Source organism: Streptomyces sp. NPDC050856, assembly GCF_040653855.1.
Lineage (GTDB): Bacteria > Actinomycetota > Actinomycetes > Streptomycetales > Streptomycetaceae > Streptomyces.
On record NZ_JBFAGV010000006.1, the window covers coordinates 12549 to 33788 of the forward strand.

14 protein-coding genes are annotated in these 21240 nt (G+C 73.1%); 8 read left to right on the top strand and 6 right to left on the bottom strand.

Annotation, left to right across the window (positions count from 1 at the left end; translation table 11 throughout):
• Positions 1–21 precede the first annotated feature (21 nt).
• Positions 22–1230, top strand: coding sequence for a PQQ-binding-like beta-propeller repeat protein (locus tag AB0H53_RS07650; RefSeq protein WP_362108598.1), 1209 nt, complete (start codon positions 22–24; stop codon positions 1228–1230).
• 74 nt (positions 1231–1304) lie between these two features.
• Here AB0H53_RS07650 and AB0H53_RS07655 read toward each other — a convergent pair whose 3' ends face one another.
• Complete coding sequence (locus tag AB0H53_RS07655) at positions 1305–1916, bottom strand: TetR/AcrR family transcriptional regulator (RefSeq protein WP_362108600.1); 612 nt, start codon at positions 1914–1916, stop codon at positions 1305–1307.
• A gap of 102 nt (positions 1917–2018) precedes the next feature.
• On the opposite strand from AB0H53_RS07655, the gene AB0H53_RS07660 reads away from it, so the two are divergent.
• On the top strand, positions 2019–3683 hold the full coding sequence (locus AB0H53_RS07660) for an MFS transporter (protein WP_362108602.1): 1665 nt from the start codon (positions 2019–2021) through the stop codon (positions 3681–3683).
• Positions 3684–3890: 207 nt separating this feature from the next.
• A complete protein-coding gene (locus tag AB0H53_RS07665; RefSeq protein WP_362108604.1) occupies positions 3891–6131 on the top strand; it encodes a UvrD-helicase domain-containing protein in 2241 nt (746 codons plus the stop codon).
• Positions 6132–6265: 134 nt separating this feature from the next.
• On the opposite strand, the gene glgB is transcribed toward AB0H53_RS07665, so the two are convergent.
• The 5 genes from glgB to AB0H53_RS07690 all read right to left on the bottom strand — a co-directional run bounded on the left by glgB (position 6266) and on the right by AB0H53_RS07690 (position 15145).
• Positions 6266–8488 (bottom strand): 1,4-alpha-glucan branching enzyme, encoded by a 2223-nt coding sequence (gene glgB, locus AB0H53_RS07670; protein ID WP_362108606.1) that lies wholly within the window; start codon positions 8486–8488, stop codon positions 6266–6268.
• 124 nt (positions 8489–8612) lie between these two features.
• Complete coding sequence (locus AB0H53_RS07675) at positions 8613–10007, bottom strand: maltokinase (protein WP_362108608.1); 1395 nt, start codon at positions 10005–10007, stop codon at positions 8613–8615.
• Positions 10008–10216: 209 nt separating this feature from the next.
• The gene (treS, locus tag AB0H53_RS07680) at positions 10217–11959 is read right to left on the bottom strand and encodes a maltose alpha-D-glucosyltransferase (protein ID WP_362108610.1); all 1743 of its coding nucleotides are present in this window, start codon (positions 11957–11959) and stop codon (positions 10217–10219) included.
• Entirely contained in the window at positions 11956–13941 is a 1986-nt protein-coding gene (locus AB0H53_RS07685; protein ID WP_362109040.1) for an alpha-1,4-glucan--maltose-1-phosphate maltosyltransferase, read from the bottom strand. Before AB0H53_RS07685 ends, treS begins: the two co-directional genes overlap by 4 nt.
• 262 nt (positions 13942–14203) lie before the next feature.
• Complete coding sequence (locus tag AB0H53_RS07690; protein WP_362109042.1) at positions 14204–15145, bottom strand: NmrA family NAD(P)-binding protein; 942 nt, start codon at positions 15143–15145, stop codon at positions 14204–14206.
• Between the two features lie 153 nt (positions 15146–15298).
• Here AB0H53_RS07690 and AB0H53_RS07695 point away from each other — a divergent pair, with 153 nt between their 5' ends.
• The 5 genes from AB0H53_RS07695 to AB0H53_RS07715 all read left to right on the top strand — a co-directional run bounded on the left by AB0H53_RS07695 (position 15299) and on the right by AB0H53_RS07715 (position 21224).
• Positions 15299–16252 carry an AraC family transcriptional regulator gene (locus AB0H53_RS07695; RefSeq protein WP_362108612.1) on the top strand — a complete coding sequence of 318 codons (954 nt, stop codon included), beginning with the start codon at positions 15299–15301 and terminating at the stop codon, positions 16250–16252.
• A 124-nt stretch (positions 16253–16376) separates the two neighbouring features.
• Positions 16377–17828, top strand: a complete 1452-nt coding sequence (locus AB0H53_RS07700) for a 4-hydroxyphenylacetate 3-hydroxylase N-terminal domain-containing protein (protein ID WP_362108614.1) — start codon at positions 16377–16379, stop codon at positions 17826–17828.
• 121 nt (positions 17829–17949) lie between these two features.
• Positions 17950–18702, top strand: coding sequence for an MFS transporter (locus AB0H53_RS07705; RefSeq protein WP_362108616.1), 753 nt, complete (start codon positions 17950–17952; stop codon positions 18700–18702).
• Positions 18703–18765: 63 nt separating this feature from the next.
• Positions 18766–19887, top strand: coding sequence for a monodechloroaminopyrrolnitrin synthase PrnB family protein (locus AB0H53_RS07710; RefSeq protein ID WP_362108618.1), 1122 nt, complete (start codon positions 18766–18768; stop codon positions 19885–19887).
• Positions 19888–19901: 14 nt separating this feature from the next.
• A complete protein-coding gene (locus AB0H53_RS07715; RefSeq protein WP_362108620.1) occupies positions 19902–21224 on the top strand; it encodes an FAD-dependent monooxygenase in 1323 nt (440 codons plus the stop codon).
• The last annotated feature ends 16 nt before the right edge of the window (positions 21225–21240 follow it).

The following is a 21240-nucleotide window of genomic DNA, read 5'->3' on the forward strand; positions in this document are numbered from 1 at the left end:
CACATCCGAAGGGACGGTCCCATGGCGCGACTTCCGGCACTGCTCGCCCTCGCCCTCACCCTCGCCCTCGGCACGGTCACCGCCTCGGCGGCGGAGGGACCGTCCCCGGCCCCCGGCGCTCCCCCGGGGCTGCGGGACGTGGTCGTCGTCGGCAACAGCGCGGACGGGACGGTGAGTTTCCTCGACTCCCGTACGTTCGAGAACCTCGGCGCCCTCGACGTCGCCGCCGACCTGGACGAGATCCTGGCCGGCATGGACCCGATCCGCCGGGCCGCCTACGAGGTGGTCAGACAGCAGGCGGGCGGCGACAAGTTCGTCGACGACGCCCACCTCTCGCCGGACGGCCGCACCCTGTACGCCTCCCGCGGCAACCTCGGCGACGCCGCCGCGTACGACATCGCCACCGGCCGCCAACTGTGGCGCACCCACCTCGACGGCCTCAAGGCCGACCACGCCGCGCTCTCGCCCGACGGCCGCACCTTCGTCGTCTCGGCGATCACCGCCGCCAAGGCGCAGACGCTGGACACCGCGACCGGCCGGATCACCGGTTCCTTCGCCACCGGCACCTATCCGCACGAGAACGTCCACTCGCCGGACGGCGGCCGCATCTACAACATGTCCATCGGCGTGACCTCCCTGCCCAAGGCCCTCAATGGCCTCAAGGGCAGCAAGCAGGTCACCGTCGCCGACGCGGCCACCCTGAAGGTGCTGCGGACCCACACCTTCGACCGGGGCGTGCGGCCCGCCGTGATCACGCCGGACGAGAGGACGATATACGCCCAACTGTCCTATCTGAACGGCTTCATCGAGTACGACCTGGTCGCCGGCCGCACGGTCCGCACGGTGGAGATGCCGTTCAGCGCGGCCGGCGCGGCCCTGAAGCCCGACGACTACCCGCAGAACTCCGCCCACCACGGCATGGCGATGAACGGCGCCGGGGACAAGCTCTGCATGGCCGGCACCATCGACGACTACACCGCCGTGGTCGCCCGCCCGGGCCTGACCACCGACGGCTTCGTCCACTACCCGCCCGGCGCCCTGCCCTACTGGACGGTGACCGCGCCCGGCGGCGATCACTGCTTCGTCACGCTCTCCCACCGCGACGAGGTCTCGGTCGTCGACTACCGCACGGCCAAGGAGGTCGCCCGGGTCGCGGTGGGCGACTACCCCCAGCGCGAGCGGGCCGGCCGGGTGGCCGAGGACGCCCTGCCCGGACTCACGCGCCGGTGAGCCCGCCCGGGGGCCGGCCGGTGCCGCACCGCGGGGCTCCGGCCCGGCCGCCCCGGCCGCTCCCCGGCCGTCGCTCAGCCGCCGCCCGTCGCCGGGAGCGCGTCCACCAGGTCCGCGGCCCGCTCCGGTGACACCCCGGCCGAGATCAGCACCGTGACCGCCGCCGAGCGCCCGGCGCGGTCCGCCGCGAGGGCGCCCGTGTTCACCGCCTCCATCAGGCCGAACAGCACCTGCTCGTGCACATGGGCGAGGGCCGCGGCCGGCAGGGGGGAGTGGAACACGCCCTGGTCCAGGCCCTGTTGCAGCACCGCGGCACACGCCTCGCGCACCGGGGTGAGGCGGTCCCGGATGCCCTCCATCGTGATGCTGCGCTGGGCCAGCGCCACCAGCAGCCGGTAGCGGTCGGCGATCCGCCAGACCGCCAGGGCCGCGCGGGCCAGCGCCTCGGCCGGGTCGGTCACACCTTCCCGGCCGCTCGCGTGCGCCCGGGCGACCGACTCGACCGCGCTGTCCACCAGCGCGGCGATCAGCGCGTCGCGGCTGGGGAAATGGCCGTACACGGTCCGGCGCACCACGCCCGCGGCGCGGGCGATCTGGTCCATGGAGGCGTCCGGGTCGCGCAACAGCTCGGCGAGGGCCACCTGCTCGATGCGACGCCGGTTGGCGTCCGCTCTTCCAGAAGTCACGCGCTCATTTTGCACACCGATGTGCAATCACGTAAATTGCACACCGGTGTGTAGTTGCACACTGCTGTGCAAGATCTGGAAGTGGGAAGGGTGGACTGGGACATGCGCCTCGTCATGAACGAGCCGGTGGAAGGGATGGAGCGGCCCTACGCCAGGCGCTGGTGGGCACTGCTCGTGCTCTGCCTGAGCCTGCTGATCATCGTGATGGCGAACACCGCGCTGACGGTCGCCGCGCCCGACATGACCCAGGATCTCGGGCTCACCAGCTCCGACCTGCAGTGGGTCATCGACGGCTACACCGTCCCGTACGCCGCGCTGATGCTGCTGCTGGGCGCGATAGGCGACAAGTACAGCCGGCGCGGCGCGCTGGTGCTGGGGCTGGTCGTCTTCGGCGCGGGCTCGGTGGCCGGATCGCTCGTGGACAGCTCGGCCGGTGTCATCGCGGCCCGCGCCGTCATGGGCGTCGGCGCCGCCATGATCATGCCCGCCACCCTGTCGCTGCTGGCCGCGACCTTCCCGCGGGCCGAGCGGGCCAAGGCCATCGTGCTGTGGACCGCCACCGCCGGTGTCGCCATCGCCGCCGGCCCCCTGGTCGCCGGCGCGCTGCTGGAGAAGCACGGCTGGGCCGCCACCTTCCTCATCAACGTCCCGGTCGCCGCGCTCGCCGTCATCGGCGCCCTGGTCCTCGTCCCGCCGTCGAAGGCCGCCCGGCACGGCCGGATCGACTACGTCGGCGGACTGCTCTCGGTCGTCTGGACCGGTGCGCTCGTATACATGATCATTCAGGGCCCGCACTTCGGCTGGGACGCCAAGGCCGTCGGCGCCGCGGTCGTCGCGGGCGCCGGGCTCGTCGCCTTCGTCGCCTGGGAGCTGCGCCACCCCCGCCCCGTCCTGGACGTCCGCCGCTTCCTGAACCGCGGCTTCGCCGGGGCCAACCTGGCCGTGGCCCTGTTCTTCCTCGCCGTCTTCGGCGCGTTCTACTACCTCACCCAGCACCTGCAGTTCGTGCTCGGCTACGACCCCCTGGACACCGGTGTGCGGATGCTCCCGCTGGCCGGCGCGGTCTTCGTCGGCTCGGCGCTGACCGGCCTGCTGACGCCGAGGGTCGGCATGAGGGTCACCGTCTCCACCGGTATGGCCTTCGGTACCGTCGCGCTGGCGCTCCTGACCCGCGTCGACGCCTCCTCCGGGTACGGGGACCTGGTCGCCCCGCTGGTCGTCCTGGGCCTGGCCATCGGCCTCGCCCTGTCGCCCTGCACCGACGCCATCATGGGTGCCTTCCCCGAGGCGGAGCTGGGTGTCGGCGGCGCCGTCAACGACACCTCGCTGGAGCTGGGCGGCTCCCTGGGCATCGCCATCCTCGGCTCGGTGCTGGCCTCCTCGTACTCCTCCCACCTGGCCGACGCCACCGAGGGGAGCAAGCTGCCCGGCCCGGCGCTGGAGACCGCGCAGGACTCGGTCGGCGCCGGGTACGCCGTGGCGCAGGGCATCGGCGAGAAGGCCGAGGGCCTGCTCGCCCGGGCGGCCCAGCACCCCGAGCAGGCCGCGCAGCTCAAGGCCCAGGCCGCCCAGCTCGGCGCCGGGGCCCGGCAGATGGCCGACGCGGTCGGCTCGGCCTTCTCGGACGCGGTCGCCCACACCAGCCTGATCGGCGCGGTGATCCTGGGCGCGGGCACGGTCCTGGTGGCCGCGCTGCTGCCGGGGCGCGCTCGGAGCGGTGAGCCGGCCGCCGGCCGCGACGAGGAGCGTGAGCCCGCCCGGGTCTGAACGGGACCGGGTCTCGGAGGTCCGGGACGTACCGCCGGGGGGCGGTACGTCCCGGACCTCCGCGCGGGGCCGCCCGCACACAGAAAAACCCCGGACCGAATTGACGGCCGGGGTGATTCTCCGCGTATATTTGATATTTCGCGTGCGTGCACAGCAAAGGCGCACGCGGAAGTCGAATAAGTGCACTGTAGCGCGTCAGGAGTCGAATTGTCAACCGAGGAATTTCGGAAAGAGCAGCAATTCATCAGTGAGCTCTACGCACGACTCGACGTCCTGAGGGACCAGGCCCAGCGTGCCGTCCGGGCCGCGCTCAAGGGTGTCGGGACCGGATTCCAGGCGCGGTTGGAGCGGGACGTGCTGGTCGCCGAGCAGTCCGGGCTGCTGGCCGCCTTCGACGCGGGGGAGAGCGGGCTGTGTTTCGGCCGGCTGGAGTTCCAGGACGGACGCGACCACCACATCGGCCGCATCGGAATTCGTGAGGACGACGCCGAGCGCACTCCGCTCGTCGTCGACTGGCGCGCCGAAGTCGCCCGGCCTTTCTACCTCGCCACCGGATACGCGCCCATGGGGCTGCGCCGCCGGCGCCACATCACCACCGCGGGACGTGAGGTCACCGCCCTGCACGACGAGATCCTCGACCTCACCGACCCCACCCGTACCGGACACGAGAACTCCGACGCCGACGAGGTCCTGCTCGCCGCCCTCGACGCGGCGCGCACCGGGCGCATGCACGACATCGTGCGGACCATCCAGGCCGAGCAGGACCGCATCATCCGCGCCCCGCACCAGGGCGTCCTGGTGGTCGAGGGCGGGCCCGGCACCGGCAAGACCGCCGTGGCGCTGCACCGGGCCGCCTACCTGCTCTACGCGCACCGCGAGCAACTCGCCCGCCGCGCGGTGCTCGTCGTCGGCCCCAACCCCGCCTTCCTTGGCTACATCGGCGAGGTGCTGCCCTCGCTCGGTGAGACCGGCGTCCTGCTCGCCACCCCCGGCGAGCTCTTCCCCGGCGTACGGGCCACCGCCACCGACACCCCCGAGGCGGCCGAGATCAAGGGCCGGGCCACCATGGCCGACGTGCTGGCCCGGGTGGTGCGCGACCGGCAGACCGTGCCGCCCACCGACGCGCCCCTGGAGATCGACCACGACGACTACGGAACGCTGCTGCTGGACCGGAACATGGCCGAGGACGCCCGCTGGGACGCCCGCGGCACCGGGCTGCCCCACAACCTGGCCCGCCCCCGCTTCGCGTTCCGGATCATCGACGCGCTCACCGAGCAGCTCACCGAGCGGCTGGGCGCCGACCCGTTCGGCGGGCCGAACCTGCTCGACCGCTCCGACGTCGTCCAACTGGGCAAGGAGATCGCCACCAGCCCCGAGGTGCACGCCGCGATCGAGGAGCTGTGGCCCACGCTCACCCCGCAGCGGCTGGTCGCGGACTTCCTGGCCGCCCCCGACGGCTATCTCCCGGACGGCGAGGCGGAGTTCGTACGCCGGGAGGGCGGCCCCTGGACCGCCGCCGACGTCCCGCTCCTGGACGAGGCGGCCGAACTCCTCGGTGAGGACGACACCGCGGCCCGCGCCGCCGCCGAACGCGAGCGCGGCCGGCGCATCGCCTACGCGCAGGGCGTCCTGGACGTCTCGTACGCCTCCCGCACCTACGAGTTCGAGGACGAGGAGTCGGAGGTGCTGGCCGCCCACGACATCATCGACGCCGAACGGTTCGCCGAGCGCCACGAGGAGGCCGACCACCGCGGCGCGGCCGAACGCGCCGCCGCCGACCGCACCTGGGCGTTCGGGCACGTCATCGTGGACGAGGCGCAGGAGCTGTCCGCGATGGCGTGGCGGCTGCTGATGCGCCGGGTCCCCACCCGGTCGATGACCCTGGTCGGCGACCCGGCCCAGACCGGCGACGCGGCCGGCTGCGGCTCCTGGCAGGACATCCTCGGCCCGTACGTGGGCGACCGCTACGAGCACGTCCGGCTGGGCGTCAACTACCGCACGCCGGCGGAGATCATGGAGGTGGCCGCGGCGGTACGGCGCGCCGACGACCCGGACTTCGTCCCGCCCCGCTCGGTGCGCTCCACCGGCACGGCGCCCTGGGAGACCACCACCGACGACCTGCCCCGGGAGGTCGCCGCCGCGGTCGCCCGCGAGCTGCCCGCCGAGGGGCGGCTGGCCGTCATCGCCCCGGCCGCCCACCACCCGGCCCTGGCCGCCGCGCTTCCGGAGGCCGGGCACGGCCCGGACCCCGACCTGACCCGGCCGGTGGTTCTCCTGGAACCGCGCCAGGCCAAGGGCCTGGAGTTCGACACGGTGATCGTCGCCGACCCGGACGCCGTCCGGGCCGGGGTGCCGCACGGCGTCAACGACCTGTACGTGGCGCTGACCAGGGCGACCCAGCGCCTGGGGGTCGTCCGCCTCGCGGGCGGGCTCCCCGCCGGGACGTGACCCGCGGCGGAAGGCGCGCGCTGGGACGTGACCCGCGGCGGAAGGTGACCCGCGCCGGGACGTGACCCGCGGCGGGCGGGCCCGGCCGCGCGCCGTGCCCGCGCGCCGTGCCCGCCGTCCGCCGCCGGTCCGCCTCAGGCCGGCTTGAGCCACACCGTCGCCAGCGGCGGCAGCGTCAGCCGTACCCACCCCGACTCCGGCTTCACCGGGTCGGGGTTGCGCACGTCGCTGCCGCCGTACCGGGCCTCGTCGGTGTTGAGCGCCTCCGCCCAGGCGGAGATCCCGTCCGGGACGCCCAGCCGGTAGTCGTGCCGCACCACCGGTGAGAAGTTGCTCACCGCCAGCAGCGGGGAGCCCTGCGCGTCGTACCGCAGGAAGGCGAAGACGTTGTCCTCGGCGGCGTCCCCCAGCACCCAGGAGAAGCCCTCCGGGGAGGTGTCCCGCTCCCACAGCGCGGGTGTCGCGGTGTACACCGCGTTCAGGTCGCACACCAGGTCCCGCATGCCCCGGTGGTCGCCCGCCGAGTGGTACGAGTCCTCCAGCAGCCACCACTCCGGCCCGTGCGCCTCGGACCACTCCGCGCCCTGGGCGAACTCCTGGCCCATGAAGAGGAGCTGCTTGCCCGGGTGCGCCCACATGAAGCCCAGGTAGGCACGCTGGTTTGCGCGCCGCTGCCACCAGTCGCCCGGCATCTTGGTCACCAGCGCCTGCTTGCCGTGCACCACCTCGTCGTGCGAGATCGGCAGGACGTAGTTCTCGCTGTAGGCGTACACCATCGAGAAGGTCATCTCGTTGTGGTGGTACTTGCGGTGCACCGGCTCCTTGGAGACGTACACCAGCGAGTCGTGCATCCAGCCCATGTTCCACTTCAGCCCGAATCCCAGCCCGCCGTGTTCGGTGGGGCGGGTGACGCCCTCCCAGGCGGTGGACTCCTCGGCGATGGTCACCACGCCCGGGCAGCGGCGGTAGACGGTGGCGTTCATCTCCTGGAGGAAGGCGACGGCGTCGAAGTTCTCCCGGCCGCCGTACTCGTTCGGCACCCACTCCCCGCCCTCGCGGGAGTAGTCCAGGTACAGCATCGAGGCGACGGCGTCGACCCGCAGGCCGTCGATGTGGTACTCCTCGCACCAGTACACGGCGTTGGCGACCAGGAAGTTGCGCACCTCCGTGCGGCCGTAGTCGAACTCCAGCGTCCCCCAGTCGGGGTGCTCGGACCGCCGGGGGTCGGGGTGCTCGTACAGCGGGGTGCCGTCGAAGCGGGCCAGCGCCCAGTCGTCCTTGGGGAAGTGCGCGGGCACCCAGTCCACGAGCACCCCGATGCCCGCCCGGTGCAGCGCGTCCACCAGGAACTTGAAGTCGTCGGGGGTGCCCAGGCGCGCGGTCGGCGCGTAGTAGGAGGTGACCTGGTAACCCCAGGAGGGGCTGTAGGGGTGCTCCGCCACCGGCATCAGCTCCACATGCGTGAAGCCCAGCTCCTTGACGTAATGCGGCAGCACCTCGGCCAGCTCGCGGTAGGTCAGCCCCGGCCGCCAGGACGGCAGGTGGATCTCGTACACCGAGAACGGCGCCTCGTGGACCGGCCGGTCGGCGCGGTGGGCCAGCCACTGCTGGTCCTGCCACTCGTAGTGGGACTCGGTGACGACCGAGGCGGTCTCCGGCGGGCACTGGGTGCGGCGGGCCATCGGGTCGGCGCGCAGCGACCGGTGGCCGTCGGGGCCGACGATCTCGAACTTGTACAGCGCGCCCTCGGCGATGTCCGGGACGAACAGCTCCCACACCCCGGTGGCGCCCAGCGACCGCATGGGCAGGCCGGTGCCGTCCCAGTGGTTGAAGTCACCGGCGAGCCGCACCCCGCGCGCGTTGGGCGCCCACACGGTGAACCGGGTGCCGGTCACGCCCTGGTGGGTGACCAGCCGCGCGCCCAGCGCCGTCCAGAGCCGCTCGTGGCGCCCCTCGCCGATCAGGTGCAGGTCCAGCTCGCCGAGCGAGGGCCAGAACCGGTACGGGTCGTCCACCTCGATCCGGCAGGACTCGTAGGCGACCAGGAGCCGGTAGTCCGGCACGGCGTCCAGCGGCAGCAGGCCGGAGAAGAGCCCGTCACCGTCGTCGTGCAGCTCGGTCCGCACCCCTCCGGCCAGCACGGCCACACTCCGCGCGAACGGCCGGAGGGCCCGGAACACCACTCCGTCGGCCACCGGGTGCGCGCCCAGCAGCCCGTGCGGGTCGTGGTGCTCACCGGCGAGCAGCCGTCCCCGGTCGGCGGCGTCGAGCGGCACGGCCGGCACCCCGTCCCAGCTCGCGCGCGGCTGGGGCGGGGCACCGGCGGGCGCCGGGGGCAGGGTGGTGGCCTCCGGCACGGGGGGTGCCGGTGTCCTCCCGGCCGGGGCGTTCGGGGTACTGGGGTTCTGCGATGCCTTCGCAGGGGCTGGATTGCGGGTGGGGCGGCGGGGCGACACGGGAAAGGGCCTCCTCAAAGGGCGTTCACATGGTGGTCTGTGCGGCCAGTCGGCGGATCGCCGCCATCGGGACCGGTAGCCAGTCGGGGCGGTGCCGGGCCTCGTAGAGGACCTCGTACACGGCCTTGTCGGTCTCGTACGCGCGCAGCAGCGCCGCCTCGGCGCGCGGGTCGGTGCCCGACGCCTCGGCGTACCCGGCGCAGTACGCCGCCCGGCAGCGCTCCGCCCAGTCCGGGTTCCACGGCCGGTGGGAGCGGGCCGCGTAGTCGAAGGAGCGCAGCATGCCGGCCACGTCCCGCACCGGTGGCTGCGGGCGGCGGCGCTCGGCGAGCGGCTTCGCGGGCTCGCCCTCGAAGTCGATCACCGACCAGTCGCCGTCCGGGGTGCGCAGCGTCTGGCCCAGGTGCAGGTCGCCGTGGACCCGCTGGGCCCGCCGGACGCCGTCGCACTCCGCAGCGCCGACCGCGTCGAAGGCGGCGCGCAGCCCAGGGACGTACGGCACCAGCGCGGGCACCGCCTGGGCGGCGGCGTCCAGGCGCCGGCTCATCGCGAGACCGAGGTGCTCGGTCTGCCGGCGGCCCAGCGCCACCGTGGGCAGCGCGTCGGCCAGGGCGGTGTGCACCTCGGCGGTGGCCCGGCCGAGGGCCCGGGCCTCGGCGGTGAAGTCCCGCCCGGCGGCCAGCGCGTCCAGGGCGAGCTGCCAGCCGTCCCGGGAGTCGCGCAGATAGGGCTGGAGGACACCCAGGGTGCTGGCTTCCGGCCGGCCGCCGCCGGTCTCGTACCAGGCGACGGGCGCGGGCACCCGGGCGCAGCCGGCGCGGGCGAGCGCCAGCGGCAGTTCCAGGTCGGGGTTGGCGCCCGGGTAGACCCGGCGGAAGACCTTGAGGATGTACGAATCGCCGTACACCAGTGAGGAGTTGGACTGCTCGGCGTCCAGCACGCGCGGGGGCAGGCCGTCCGGGATCACCGCCGTGCGGCAGAACCGCAGCGGCCCGAGCGGACCGGGAGTGCGCAATCGTTCCAGCAGCAGGGCGGCCAGCCGCGGATCGCTCAGCCCCTCGTACACCACCCGCCCGGCCAGCGGGCCGTCGGGCACCCGGCCGATGAGCGCCGGCGCGAGCCGCGGGGGCAGGGCCGCGCGCACCCCGAGCAGGAGCTGGTAGCAGTCGGCGGCGGACGGGGGAGAGGTGGTGCCGGTGGCGAGGCCCGGCTGCTGGACCCGGACGAGCAGGTGCACCAGGCCGGGCCCGGTCGCGGTGTCGACGGGGAGCAGTTCGGTGGCCGAGACGAGGGTGAAGCCGGTGACGGGCCGGCCCTTGCCGGCGAACCAGCGCTGGCGGGGCAGCCATTCGTGGAGCAGCGGCACCAGGGAGGGGAGCAGGGCGACCGGTGCCCGGGCGGTGGATGCGGTCTCCGACATGGCAGCGCGTCCTTTCCCCGGGCACTACAGAATGCACAGAATGTGCGCAGTGTCCCGGAATGCGGCGAGTGCTGTCCGGCTGTGCGGGACGTGTCGGGCGGGGATGGTCGAGATAGACCCGAATCGACGTATGAGGGGGAGAGTTCCCAGGGCGGCGCGGTGGAAACGCCCCGCCCCGGTGTACTCCGCGATGTCCTTCTCGTTCGGCCTCAGCTTTTCCCGGGCTTCACGGTCCTGGCCTTCTTCGCCGTCTGCACGGCGTCCCTGCGCAGCCGGAACCAGTAGAAGCCGTGCCCGGCGAGGGTGAGCAGATACGGCCATTCGCCAATGGCCGGAAAGCGCACCCCGCCGATCAGCTCCACCGGGTGCATCCCGTTGAACTGCCGCAGATCCAGTTCCGTCGGCTGCGGGAAGCGCGAGAAGTTGTGCACGCACATCACCAGGTCGTCGCCGTACTCCCGCAGGAACGCCAGGACCGCCGGGTTGGAGGACGGCAGCTCGGTGTACGAGCCGAGGCCGAAGGCCACGTTCTGCTTGCGGATCTCGATCATGCGCCGGGTCCAGTGCAGCAGTGAGGACGGCGACGCCATCGATGCCTCGACGTTGGTGACCTGGTAGCCGTAGACCGGGTCCATGATGGTCGGCAGGTAGAGCCGGCCCGGGTCGCACGACGAGAAGCCCGCGTTGCGGTCGGGCGTCCACTGCATCGGTGTCCGTACGGCGTCCCGGTCGCCCAGCCAGATGTTGTCGCCCATGCCGATCTCGTCGCCGTAGTACAGGATCGGCGAGCCGGGCAGGGACAGCAGCAGGGCCGTGAACAGCTCGATCTGGTTGCGGTCGTTGTCCAGCAGCGGGGCGAGCCGGCGCCGGATGCCGATGTTGGCCCGCATGCGCGGATCCTTGGCGTATTCCGCGTACATGTAGTCACGCTCTTCGTCCGTGACCATTTCCAGCGTCAGCTCGTCGTGGTTGCGCAGGAAGATGCCCCACTGGCAGCTCGCCGGGATCGCCGGTGTCTTGGCCAGGATTTCCGAGACGGGGTAGCGGGACTCCCGGCGCACGGCCATGAAGATGCGCGGCATCACCGGGAAATGGAACGCCATGTGGCACTCGTCGCCGCCGGAGGGGAAGTCGCCGAAGTAGTCCACGACGTCCTCGGGCCACTGGTTGGCCTCGGCGAGCAGCACCGTGTCGGGGTACGCGGCGTCGATCTCCTTGCGCACCCGCTTCAGGAAGGCGTGGGTGGCCGGGAGGTTCTCGCAGTTGGTGCCCTCCTGCTGGTACAGGTACGGCACGGCGTCGAGGCGGAAGCCGTCGATGCCCAGGTCCAGCCAGAAGCGCAGCGCGGACAGGATCTCCTGCTGCACGCGCGGGTTCTCGTAGTTCAGGTCCGGCTGGTGGGAGAAGAACCGGTGCCAGAAGTACTGCTTGCGCACCGGGTCGAAGGTCCAGTTGGACGTCTCGGTGTCCACGAAGATGATCCGGGCGTCCTGGTACTGCTTGTCGTCGTCGGCCCAGACGTAGTAGTCGCCGTACGGCCCGTCGGGGTTGGCCCGCGACTCCTGGAACCACGGATGCTGGTCGCTGGTGTGGTTCATCACGAAGTCGATGATCACCCGCATGCCGCGCTGGTGGGCGGCGTCGACGAACTCCACGAAGTCGGCGAGGTCGCCGAACTCCGGCAGGACGGCGGTGTAGTCCGAGACGTCGTAACCACCGTCCCGCAGCGGGGACTTGAAGAACGGCGGCAGCCAGAGACAGTCGACTCCCAGCCACTGGAGATAGTCCAGTTTCGCGGTGATGCCCTTGAGGTCGCCCACGCCGTCGCCGTTGCTGTCCTGGAAGGAGCGGACCAGCACCTCGTAGAAGACGGCGCGCTTGAACCAGTCGGGGTCACGGTCCTTGGCGGGGGTGTCCTCGAACGTGTCGTGGACGGGCTCGTTGACGATCATGATGTGGGTGACCCTCCGATCGGCGGGGACGGTCGCAGGGTCAGGATGTGCGCGGGTGCGACACCCGGCTCGAGGCGCACATAGTTGGCCCTGCCCCAGTGATAGGTCTCGCCGGTGAGCTCGTCGCGCACCGGTACGGTCTCGTGCCAGTCCAGGCCGAGCTCCGGCATGTCCAACGAGACCGTGGCCTCCTGGGTGTGGTGCGGGTCGAGGTTGACGACGACCAGGACGACGTTCGAACCGGACCGCTTGCTGTAGACGATCACCGCGCCGTTGTCGGCGTGGTGGAAGCGCAGCGAGCGGAGCTGCCGCAGCGCCGGGTGGCGGCGCCTGATCCGGTTGAGAGCGGTGATCAGCGGGGTGATGGTGCGCCCCTCGCGCTCCGCCGACTCCCAGTCGCGCGGGCGCAGTTGGTACTTCTCCGAGTCCAGGTACTCCTCGCTGCCCGCGCGGACCGGAGTGTTCTCGCACAGCTCGTAGCCCGCGTACACGCCCCAGGTGGGGGACATGGTCGCGGCGAGCACCGCCCGGGCCTCGAAGGCGGGACGGCCGCCGTGCTGGAGGTGGCCGGGCAGGATGTCGGGGGTGTTCACGAAGAAGTTCGGCCGCATGTAGGCGGCGGCGTCCCCGGACAGCTCGGTGAGGTACTCGGTGAGCTCCTCCTTGGTCTCGCGCCAGGTGAAGTAGGTGTACGACTGCTGGAAGCCGACGGCGGCGAGGGTGTGCATCATGGCCGGCCGGGTGAACGCCTCGGCCAGGAAGATCACGTCCGGATCCGTCCGGTTGATGCTCGCGATGACCTTCTCCCAGAAGACCACCGGCTTGGTGTGCGGGTTGTCGACCCGGAAGATCCGCACCCCGTGCGCCATCCAGAACCGCAGGATCCGCAGCGTCTCGCGGACGATGCCGCGCATGTCCCGGTCGAAGGCGATGGGGTAGATGTCCTGGTACTTCTTCGGCGGGTTCTCCGCGTACGCGATGGTGCCGTCGGCCCGGTGGTGGAACCACGCCGGGCGCCTGGCCACCCAGGGGTGGTCCGGCGAGCACTGCAGGGCGAAGTCCAGGGCCACCTCCAGACGCAGCTCGCGCGCGCGTTCGACGAAGGCGTCGAAGTCCTCGATGGTGCCCAGGTCCGGGTGGACCGCGTCGTGGCCGCCCTCGGGCGAACCGATGGCCCAGGGCACCCCGACGTCGTCGGGGCCCGCCACAAGGGTGTTGTTGGGGCCCTTGCGGTGTGTCGTGCCGATCGGGTGGATCGGCGGCAGGTACACCACGTCGAAACCCATCGCGGCGATGGCCGGCAGCCGCTCCGCGGCGGTGCGGAAGGTGCCCGACACCAGCCGGCCGTCCTCGTACCGCGCGCCCTCGGAGCGCGGGAAGAGCTCGTACCAGGAACCGAACAGCGCCCGCTCCCGCTCCACCAGCAGCGGCAGGGGGCGGGAGGAGGTGACCAGTTCGCGCAGCGGGTGGCGGGAGAGCGCCTCGTCCACCTCGGGGGCCAGCGCGGCGGCCAGCCGGGCGGCGGCCGGCAGCCGCTCGTCGCGCAGCGCGTCCACCGCGGCGAGCACCGCCTCCCGGCCCTCGCTCTTGGGCACGCCGTCGGCGGCCCGTTCGTACAGCGCGGCGCCCTCGGCCAGGACGAGCCCGGTGTCGATGTCCGCCGGGATCTTGATCCCGGCATGATGGCGCCAGGTGGCCACCGGGTCGCTCCAGGCCTCCACGAAATACGTCCAGCGCCCTTCGGCCGTTGGAGTGACGTCGGCACCCCAGCGGTCGGTGCCGGGCGCCAGCTCGCGCATCGGGACGAACGGGCCCGGCCGGCCCGCGGGGTCGGTCAGGACGACATTGGCGGCCACCGCGTCATGGCCTTCGCGGAACACGGTGGCGGTGATCCGGAAGGTTTCGCCCACCACCGCCTTGGCGGGCCTTCTTCCGCAGTCGACCAGCGGGCTCACGTCCAGCACGGGAATGCGACCAATCAGCGAGTTCACGGCATCACCTGGGGGTTGCGTACGGGGTATCGCTCTTTGTAGCTGCTCCGTTGACGAGTGGCTGGGCGCAGCCATCACCGCTCCTGTCCGGGTTCACTCGGGTGGGCGGGTACCGGTTGAGCCTTCCCACCCCCTTCGGGTAGGCAATCCGGCGCGTCGTTAACTACCTGGGCGTAGCCGCACACGGGGGAACCGGCCCCATTCGGTCGAACACCGGGGCCGGTTCGTGGCTTGAACCGTATGGTCGGCGGCCTCACGCCAGCGGCCGGGCGTCCTGCTCCTCCGGGTCGTGTCCCCACACCTGCCACGGCCGGCGCGTGACCCACTCCTCCACCGGCGCGGGCGTCACCGACAGCGCGGCGGCCGAGACCCCGCCGTCGCCCGCCATCAGCAGCGGGTCGGTGCCCGTCGCCATGTGGTGGTAGATGCCCGCCACCCCGGCGGCGGCCTCCGGGCCCAGCACCCGGGCCAGGCCCTGTTCGAAGACGTCCGGCGGCAGCGCCCGGTAGCGCACCTCACGGCCCAGGCCCCGGGCGAACGCCGCCGCGAGCTGGTCACCCGTCAGGGCTCGGGCCCCGCCGATGTCGAAGCTCCGGCCCTCCACCCCGTCCGCGGTCAGCGCCGCGTGGACCGCCTCGGCGAGGTCCTCGTGGGAGAGCCACGCCGTCGGCGTGGCGGCGGGCAGCGGGTAGGCGAGGACCCCGTCGTTCACCAGGGCCGGGCCGTTCCACGGGCTGAACAGGTTGTCCAGGTAGACCGGCGGGCGCAGCACCACCAGCGGCACCCCGCTCCCGCGCAGCACCTCCTCGGCGGCCCGGCGGGTCTCGAAGGCGGCCACCCGGGTGGCCGCCCGGGGGATGCGGGTGTTGGCGTTGTAGACCAGCCGGCGCACCCCGGCCGCGCGGGCCGCCGCCGCGATGTTCCGGGCGTACCGGCGCACCAGGCCGGTGTCGTACACCAGCGGCATCACCACCGCGGCGTGGGTCGCCCCGGTGAACAGCTGCCGTACGGCCTCGGGGTCGCCCAGGTCGCCCGAGGCGCACGAGACGCCCGGCAGCGGCGGCCGGTCGCCCTCCGGACGGCGGGTCAGCGTACGGACCCGGTGGCCGCGCTCGGCCAGGAGGCGGGCGACCGCGCCGCCCTGGAAACCGGTCGCCCCCACGACCGCCACGCGCATCGGAATCCGCTCCGACATCCGCTGGGAAAAGTGCTGGGACAGGTGATCGGACATGTGCCTGAAAGCCCCTTCGATAGGGTGGGACCGCTGCCATCACGGCTCTTCTCAGGCTGGCGGCGGCGGCTTTGGCCGATCAATTAACAAACCGGGGCGGGGGTTGAAGGATCGTCCATGGACACTGCGCGTACCGACAGTGACGACCTCCTCAGCGAGCTCCTCCAGCCGCTGCGCCTGACCGGGGTGTTCGACAGCCGCTGGCACGTCCGTCCGCCGTGGGCCATCGAGGGCGACGCGGAGGAGAGCTGCGCGGTCCTCCACTACATCGTGGAGGGCGAGTGCTGGATCACCGCCGCCGACCAGACGCCGCAACGGCTGCACACCGGAGACCTCGCCGTCTTCCCCACCGGCACCGCCCACCGGCTCTCCGACCGTCCCGACCGGCAGGGCGTGCCGCTGCGCGCCGTCCTGCCCGAGCGGCAGCCCGGCACCTCCGGCGAGATCCGCATCGACGGCACGGGCCCGGAGAGCCGGCTGCTGTGCGCCGGGCTGCACTACGACGCCAGCGCCGCCACCGGCCTGTACAGGGCGCTGCCCTGGGCCCTGGTCCTGGACGGCTCCCAGGTCGAGCGGGAGCCGCTGCTGCGCGACACCCTGCGGCTGCTGGCCGCCCCGGACCGGCCGATCGGCCCCGGCGACCGGCTCATCACGCTGCGCGCCTTCGAGATGGCTCTGGTGCTCGCGCTGCGGCCACTGCTGCGGGAGTTCGCCGAGAACCCGGCGTCCCTCCCGGTACTGCGCCATCCGGGGATCAGCCGGGCCATGGTGATGATCGCGACCAGGTTCGCCGAGCCGTGGACCATCGAGGCGCTGGCGAAGGAGGTCGGCATGTCCCGCTCGGCGTTCACGGCCGCCTTCCGCGAACTGGTCGGCGAGGCCCCGGCCCGCCACCTGACCGGCCGCCGCATGCAGGAGGCGGCCCGGCTGCTCGGCGAGACCTCGCTGCCGCAGTCCGCGGTGCCGCAGCGGGTCGGCTACCAGAGCGCGGTGGGGTTCCACCTCGCCTTCCGCAAGTGGTTCGGCAAGACGCCCGGGGAGTACCGCAGCAGCGCCGCACATGCGGCATGAGACGTGATATGGCCGGAAGCAGACTGGCCGGATCTTAAGCACCGCTGGACGGTCGTTCATTGCCGCAGGTGGGTACGGGCGGACAGGCTCGGCACCGGCAGTGCCGTTCCCCGAAGGAGAAAAGGTGACGAGGTCCGGTCAGGAGTATCTGGCGTCGCTGCGCGACGGCCGCGAGATATGGCTCGACGGCGAACGGGTCGCGGACGTCACCCGGCACCCCGCCTTCCGCAACACCGCCGCGTCCCTCGCGGGACTGTACGACCTGGCGCACGACTCCGAGCACAGCGCGGTCCTCACCCGGGGCGGCGTCCACCGCGCGTACGCCGTTCCCCGTTCCTACGAGGACCTGGTCGCCCGCCGGGAGGCGTACAAGGTGTGGGCCGAGGCGAGTTTCGGCTTCCTGGGCCGCACACCCGACTACATGGCGGGCGGCGCGGCCGGCTTCGCCGCGCTGCCGGGCGTCTTCACCACCGGGGCCCACGACGGGGCGGCCAACGCCCTGGCCTACCACCGGCGGCTGGCCGAGGGCGACCTGTACCCGACCTTCACCATCGCCAACCCGCAGATCGACCGGACCAGATCCGCGGCCGAACAGGAGGAGGACGACCTGGTGGTGCGGGTCGTCGCCGAGAAGGACGACGGGATCGTGGTGCGCGGCGCCAAGATGATCGGCACCGCCGCCGTCTTCGGCAACGAGGTGATCGTCGGCACCATCGAGCCGCTCGCCCCGCAGGACGCCGAGCACGCCGTCTGCTTCTCGCTCCCCGTCGGCACGCCCGGCCTGAAGCTCCTGTCGCGCACGTCGTACGAGGCCGGGGCCCGCAGCGTGTTCGACAACCCGCTCTCCTCGCGGTTCGACGAGAACGACGCGCTGCTGGTGTGCGACGACGTCTTCGTGCCGTGGGAGAACGTGCTGGCCTACCGCGACGTGGACGTCGCCTTCCGCATGTGGTGGCACACCCCCGCCTACGTCAACTTCGTCCACCAGGCGGCCACCCGCTTCTGGACCAAGCTGGAGTTCCTCACCGGCATCGCCATCCTGGTCACCAAGGCCAACAACACCCACCAACTGCCGCAGGTCACCCAGGTGATCGGGCGGCTGCTCGGCCGGGTGGCACAGGCGAAGGCCTTCGTGCTGGCCGCCGAGGCGTCGTACGAACAGGTCGACGGCGGACGCGGCGGGGTGATGCCGGGCAAGGACATCTCCTTCGCGCAGCGCATCATGGCCGGGGAGCTGTACCCGCGGACGGTGGAGGACATCAAGCTGCTGGCGGGCGGCGGTGTGGTCCAGCTGCCCGCCTCCGGGCAGGACCTGCTGCACCCGGAGCTCGGCCCGCTGCTGCGCAAGTACGTCCGTTCCCCCGGCACTCCGGCCGAGGACCGGGTCAAACTGCTGAAACTGGCGTGGGACGCGCTCGGTTCGGAGTTCGCCGGGCGCCACGAGCAGTACGAACGCTTCTACCACGGCGCCCCGCACGTCTATCTGATGCAGCAGGCCTGGGAGGGCGACAGCGCGAGCTGCGAGGCCCTGGCGCGGAGCTGCCTGGACGGCTACGGGCTGGGGACCGGAAGGTGACCGGTGCCCGTGCCGGGGCCGCCGGACACCGCTCCGGGGCCACCACCGGCCACCGGGCCCCCGGTCCGGGCCGGGCGCCTGCCCCGTGCCGGGTCCGGCGCCCGGCGGTCCGGGTGACCGCGTGAACCCCGCGCCCCGGCCGGCGCGGGCCGCGCCGGCGCTGCTGGCGTCCACCCAACTGCCGCTGATCATGGACACCGCGATCGTCAATGTCGCGCTGCCCTCCGTCGGCGCCGACCTGGGATCCGGTTCCGCCGGGCTGTCCTGGGCCGCCGACGCCTGCCTGATCACGCTCGGCGGGCTGCTCCTGCCCGGCGGTCGCGCCGCCGACCTGCTCGGCCACCGGCGGGTGCTCCTCGCCGGGCTCGGGCTGCTCGCCGCCGCCTCGGCCGCCGGCGGCCTGGCCGGATCGACCGCCGTGCTGGTCGCCGCCCGCGCCGTCCAGGGGGTCGGGGCGGCGCTCGCCGCGGCCGCCTTCGCACTGCTGCTGGAGCTGTTCCCGCTCGGCCCGGCCCGGCACCGGGCGCTCGGCGCGTTCGCCGCGACGGGCGGGCTCGGCGGCGTGCTGGGCGCCGCCCTGCCGCTGGTCGTCGTCACCGCCAGTGCGGCGGCCACCGCCGACGCCGTACCCGGCGAGGCCGGCCTGGCCTCGGGCCTGGTCGCTACCAGCCAGCAGTTCGGTTCCGACCCCGGCCTCGCCGTCCTGGCGGCCGCGGCCACCGCCCGTGGCGGCCCGGCCGCCCGGACCGCGGGGTTCCGGGCCGCGCTGCTCGTGGGCGCCGCGTTCGCGGCGGTGGCCGCACCGCTCTCCGCACGCCTGCCCGCGCCCGCCCCGGCGCCGCCACGCCAGGACCGGGTGGGCGGCCCGCGGTGACCGCCTGAACCCGGCGGCCGCCGCGCCACTCACGAAACCCGACAGCCCGAGGGGGGCATCCCGTTGACCCTGTACGACCTTGTCGCGCCCGGTCTCGACACCGTCGCCGATCCGCGCTACCGGATAGCCGAGATACGGGCGGCCGATCCGCTCGGCGCCGACGCGCTGCTCGCCGCGCTCCCCGCGATGAACCGGGCCGCCGACGTGCCCGCGCTCACCGTCGCCCTGCGCACCCTCGTCCCCGACCCCGACCGGGTCGCCGGGTGGTGCGTCATCGAGGCCCTCGCCGCCATGCGCGACCTGGGCATGCTGCTCGGCTCCCTCAAGCGGCACGGCGTCCAGCCGGTGGCCGCGGTCCCCGAGGTCCTGCCGGTGCTGGAGGAACTGGCCCGCCGCACCGACATGGTGCCCCGCGACACCGTGCACCACTACACCACCTGGAACCCGCTCGGCAGCCGGCAGCGCATGTACACCGGCGACCCGATGGAGGCCCGCCTCCAGGACGCCGTCCGGATGGTCTTCCCCGGTCTCGTCGCCGCCCTGGACACCTGCGGCCGGCTGGCCCGCCTGGAACCGTACGACGCGGGCTTCGCCCTCGCGCTGGACCGCACCGCACAGCACGTCCAGTCGATGGTCGACTCGATCGACCTCACCGTCGCCGGGGTCTCCCCCGTCTTCTTCGCCCGCACCATGCGCGGCTACTTCGAGGAGATCGACGTGGCGGGGCGCGGTTACCTCGGCCCGGCCGCCGCGCAGGTCCCGCTGTGGCTGGTGGACCTGACGCTCTGGCAGAGCGACCGCTCCACCCCCGAGTACGACGCCTTCCTCGCCGAGTCCGTCCCCTACAGCCTGCCGTCCTGGCGCGCCTTCCACGCCGCCCACCGGGGCACCACCTCGGCCGTGAGCAAGCTGTCGGCCGCGCTGAGCTGGGAGACCGTCCACCGGCTGCCGCCCCGGCTGGTGGCCTCCGCCGTCTCCCTGGCCCGGGTGCTGCGCGTCCTGAAGACCTTCCGCGCCCGCCACATCGGCATCGCCCGCAAGGCCTACAGCGACGACCTGCGCCTGTACGACGAGGGCAGCGGCGGCGCCCCGGTGGCCCTGCTGCGCACGGTGCTCGACCTGACCCGGGACAACGAGACCCTGGTGCGGCGGGGCACGGAACGCCCGCGCACCCCGGCCGCCTGAGACGGGGTGTGGACATGACCCCGCACTTCCTCGTCGCGGGCGGCGGCGTCGCCGGGCTGACCGCCGCGCTCGCCCTGCACGCCGCCGGCTTCGAGCGGATCACCGTGGCCGAGGCCGCCCGGGAACTCCGTCCGGCCGGCGCCGGACTGAACCTGATGCCCAACGCGGTCCGTGAACTCGACGCGCTCGGGCTGCTCGGCCCGCTGGAGGCGGGTGCCGTGCGCACCCGCGAGCTGCGCTACTACCACCGCACCGGCGGGCTCATCTCCCGCGAGCCGCGCGGCCTGCGGGCCGGTTACCGCTGGCCCCAGCTCTCCGTCCACCGCGGCCACCTCCAGGCCGTCCTGACCCGCGCGGTACGGGACCGGATCGGCCCGAACGCCCTGGTGACGGGGGTACGGGTGTGCGGTGTGGAGGTCCTGCCCGACGGCCGGCCGCGCGTCCGGCTGGAGCACCGCGACGCCAGCACGCGTGGACTGGCCTCGCTGGTGCCCGACGTACTGATCGGCGCCGACGGCATCCGCTCGGCGGTCCGCGCCGCCCTCAACCCCGGGGAGGGCCCACCGCCCCGGAACGGGATGCTGGTGTGGCGGGGGGTGTCCCGCGTGGACGCGGCCCGGACCGGCCGGTTCATGGTCATCGCGGGGGACGACCGGCGAAAGGCCGTGGTCTACCCGATGACCGAACCGTCCCCGGACGACGGGCGGGTGCTGGTCAACTGGGCGCTGGCGATGCCCGCGGGCGACGCCGGTGACCCCGCGGGCGACCGCGCGCTGGGTGACTGGAACCGGCCCGTCCCGCTCTCCGGCATCCTGCCCCACTACGAGGGCTGGGAGTTCGGCGGGACCAGCGTCCCCGAGGTGCTGCGCGCGGCCGACGGCGCGTACGAGTACCCGATGGTGGACCGGGAGCCGCTGGAGCGCTGGAGCCACGGCCGCACCACCCTCATCGGCGACGCCGCCCACGCCATGTACCCGATCGGCTCCAACGGCGCGACGCAGTCCGTCGTCGACGCCCGGGCGCTGGCCCACGCGCTGGTCCTGCACCCCGACCCGGCCGACGCGCTGCTCGCCTACGAGGCCGGCCGGCGCCCCGCCATGACGGAGCTTCAGCACGCCAACCGGCGGCTGGGCCCCGAGTCCGTCATCAATCTGGCCCACCGGCGCGCGCCCGGCGGTTTCACCGACATCGACCGGGTGATCCCGCCCGCCGAGCGGCGCGAGATCGCCGCCCGGTACGCCGTGACCGGCGCGTTCGACCCGGCGACGGTCAACGCGGGGTCCCCGTACACCGTCCCCCGGGCGTGTGGTGGGGCAGGAGTGAACCCGGTGCGCTGAGCGCGCTCCCTGAGTG

Excerpts from the sequence above, each read along its gene's own strand:
- AB0H53_RS07650 (WP_362108598.1), top strand. The coding sequence starts at position 22 with ATGGCGCGACTTCCGGCACTGCTCGCCCTCGCCCTCACCCTCGCCCTC.
- AB0H53_RS07660 (WP_362108602.1), top strand. The coding sequence starts at position 2,019 with ATGCGCCTCGTCATGAACGAGCCGGTGGAAGGGATGGAGCGGCCCTAC.
- AB0H53_RS07675 (WP_362108608.1), bottom strand. The coding sequence starts at position 10,007 with ATGTCGGAGACCGCATCCACCGCCCGGGCACCGGTCGCCCTGCTCCCC.
- treS (WP_362108610.1), bottom strand. The coding sequence starts at position 11,959 with ATGATCGTCAACGAGCCCGTCCACGACACGTTCGAGGACACCCCCGCC.
- AB0H53_RS07690 (WP_362109042.1), bottom strand. The coding sequence starts at position 15,145 with ATGTCGGAGCGGATTCCGATGCGCGTGGCGGTCGTGGGGGCGACCGGT.
- AB0H53_RS07695 (WP_362108612.1), top strand. The coding sequence starts at position 15,299 with ATGGACACTGCGCGTACCGACAGTGACGACCTCCTCAGCGAGCTCCTC.
- AB0H53_RS07715 (WP_362108620.1), top strand. The coding sequence starts at position 19,902 with ATGACCCCGCACTTCCTCGTCGCGGGCGGCGGCGTCGCCGGGCTGACC.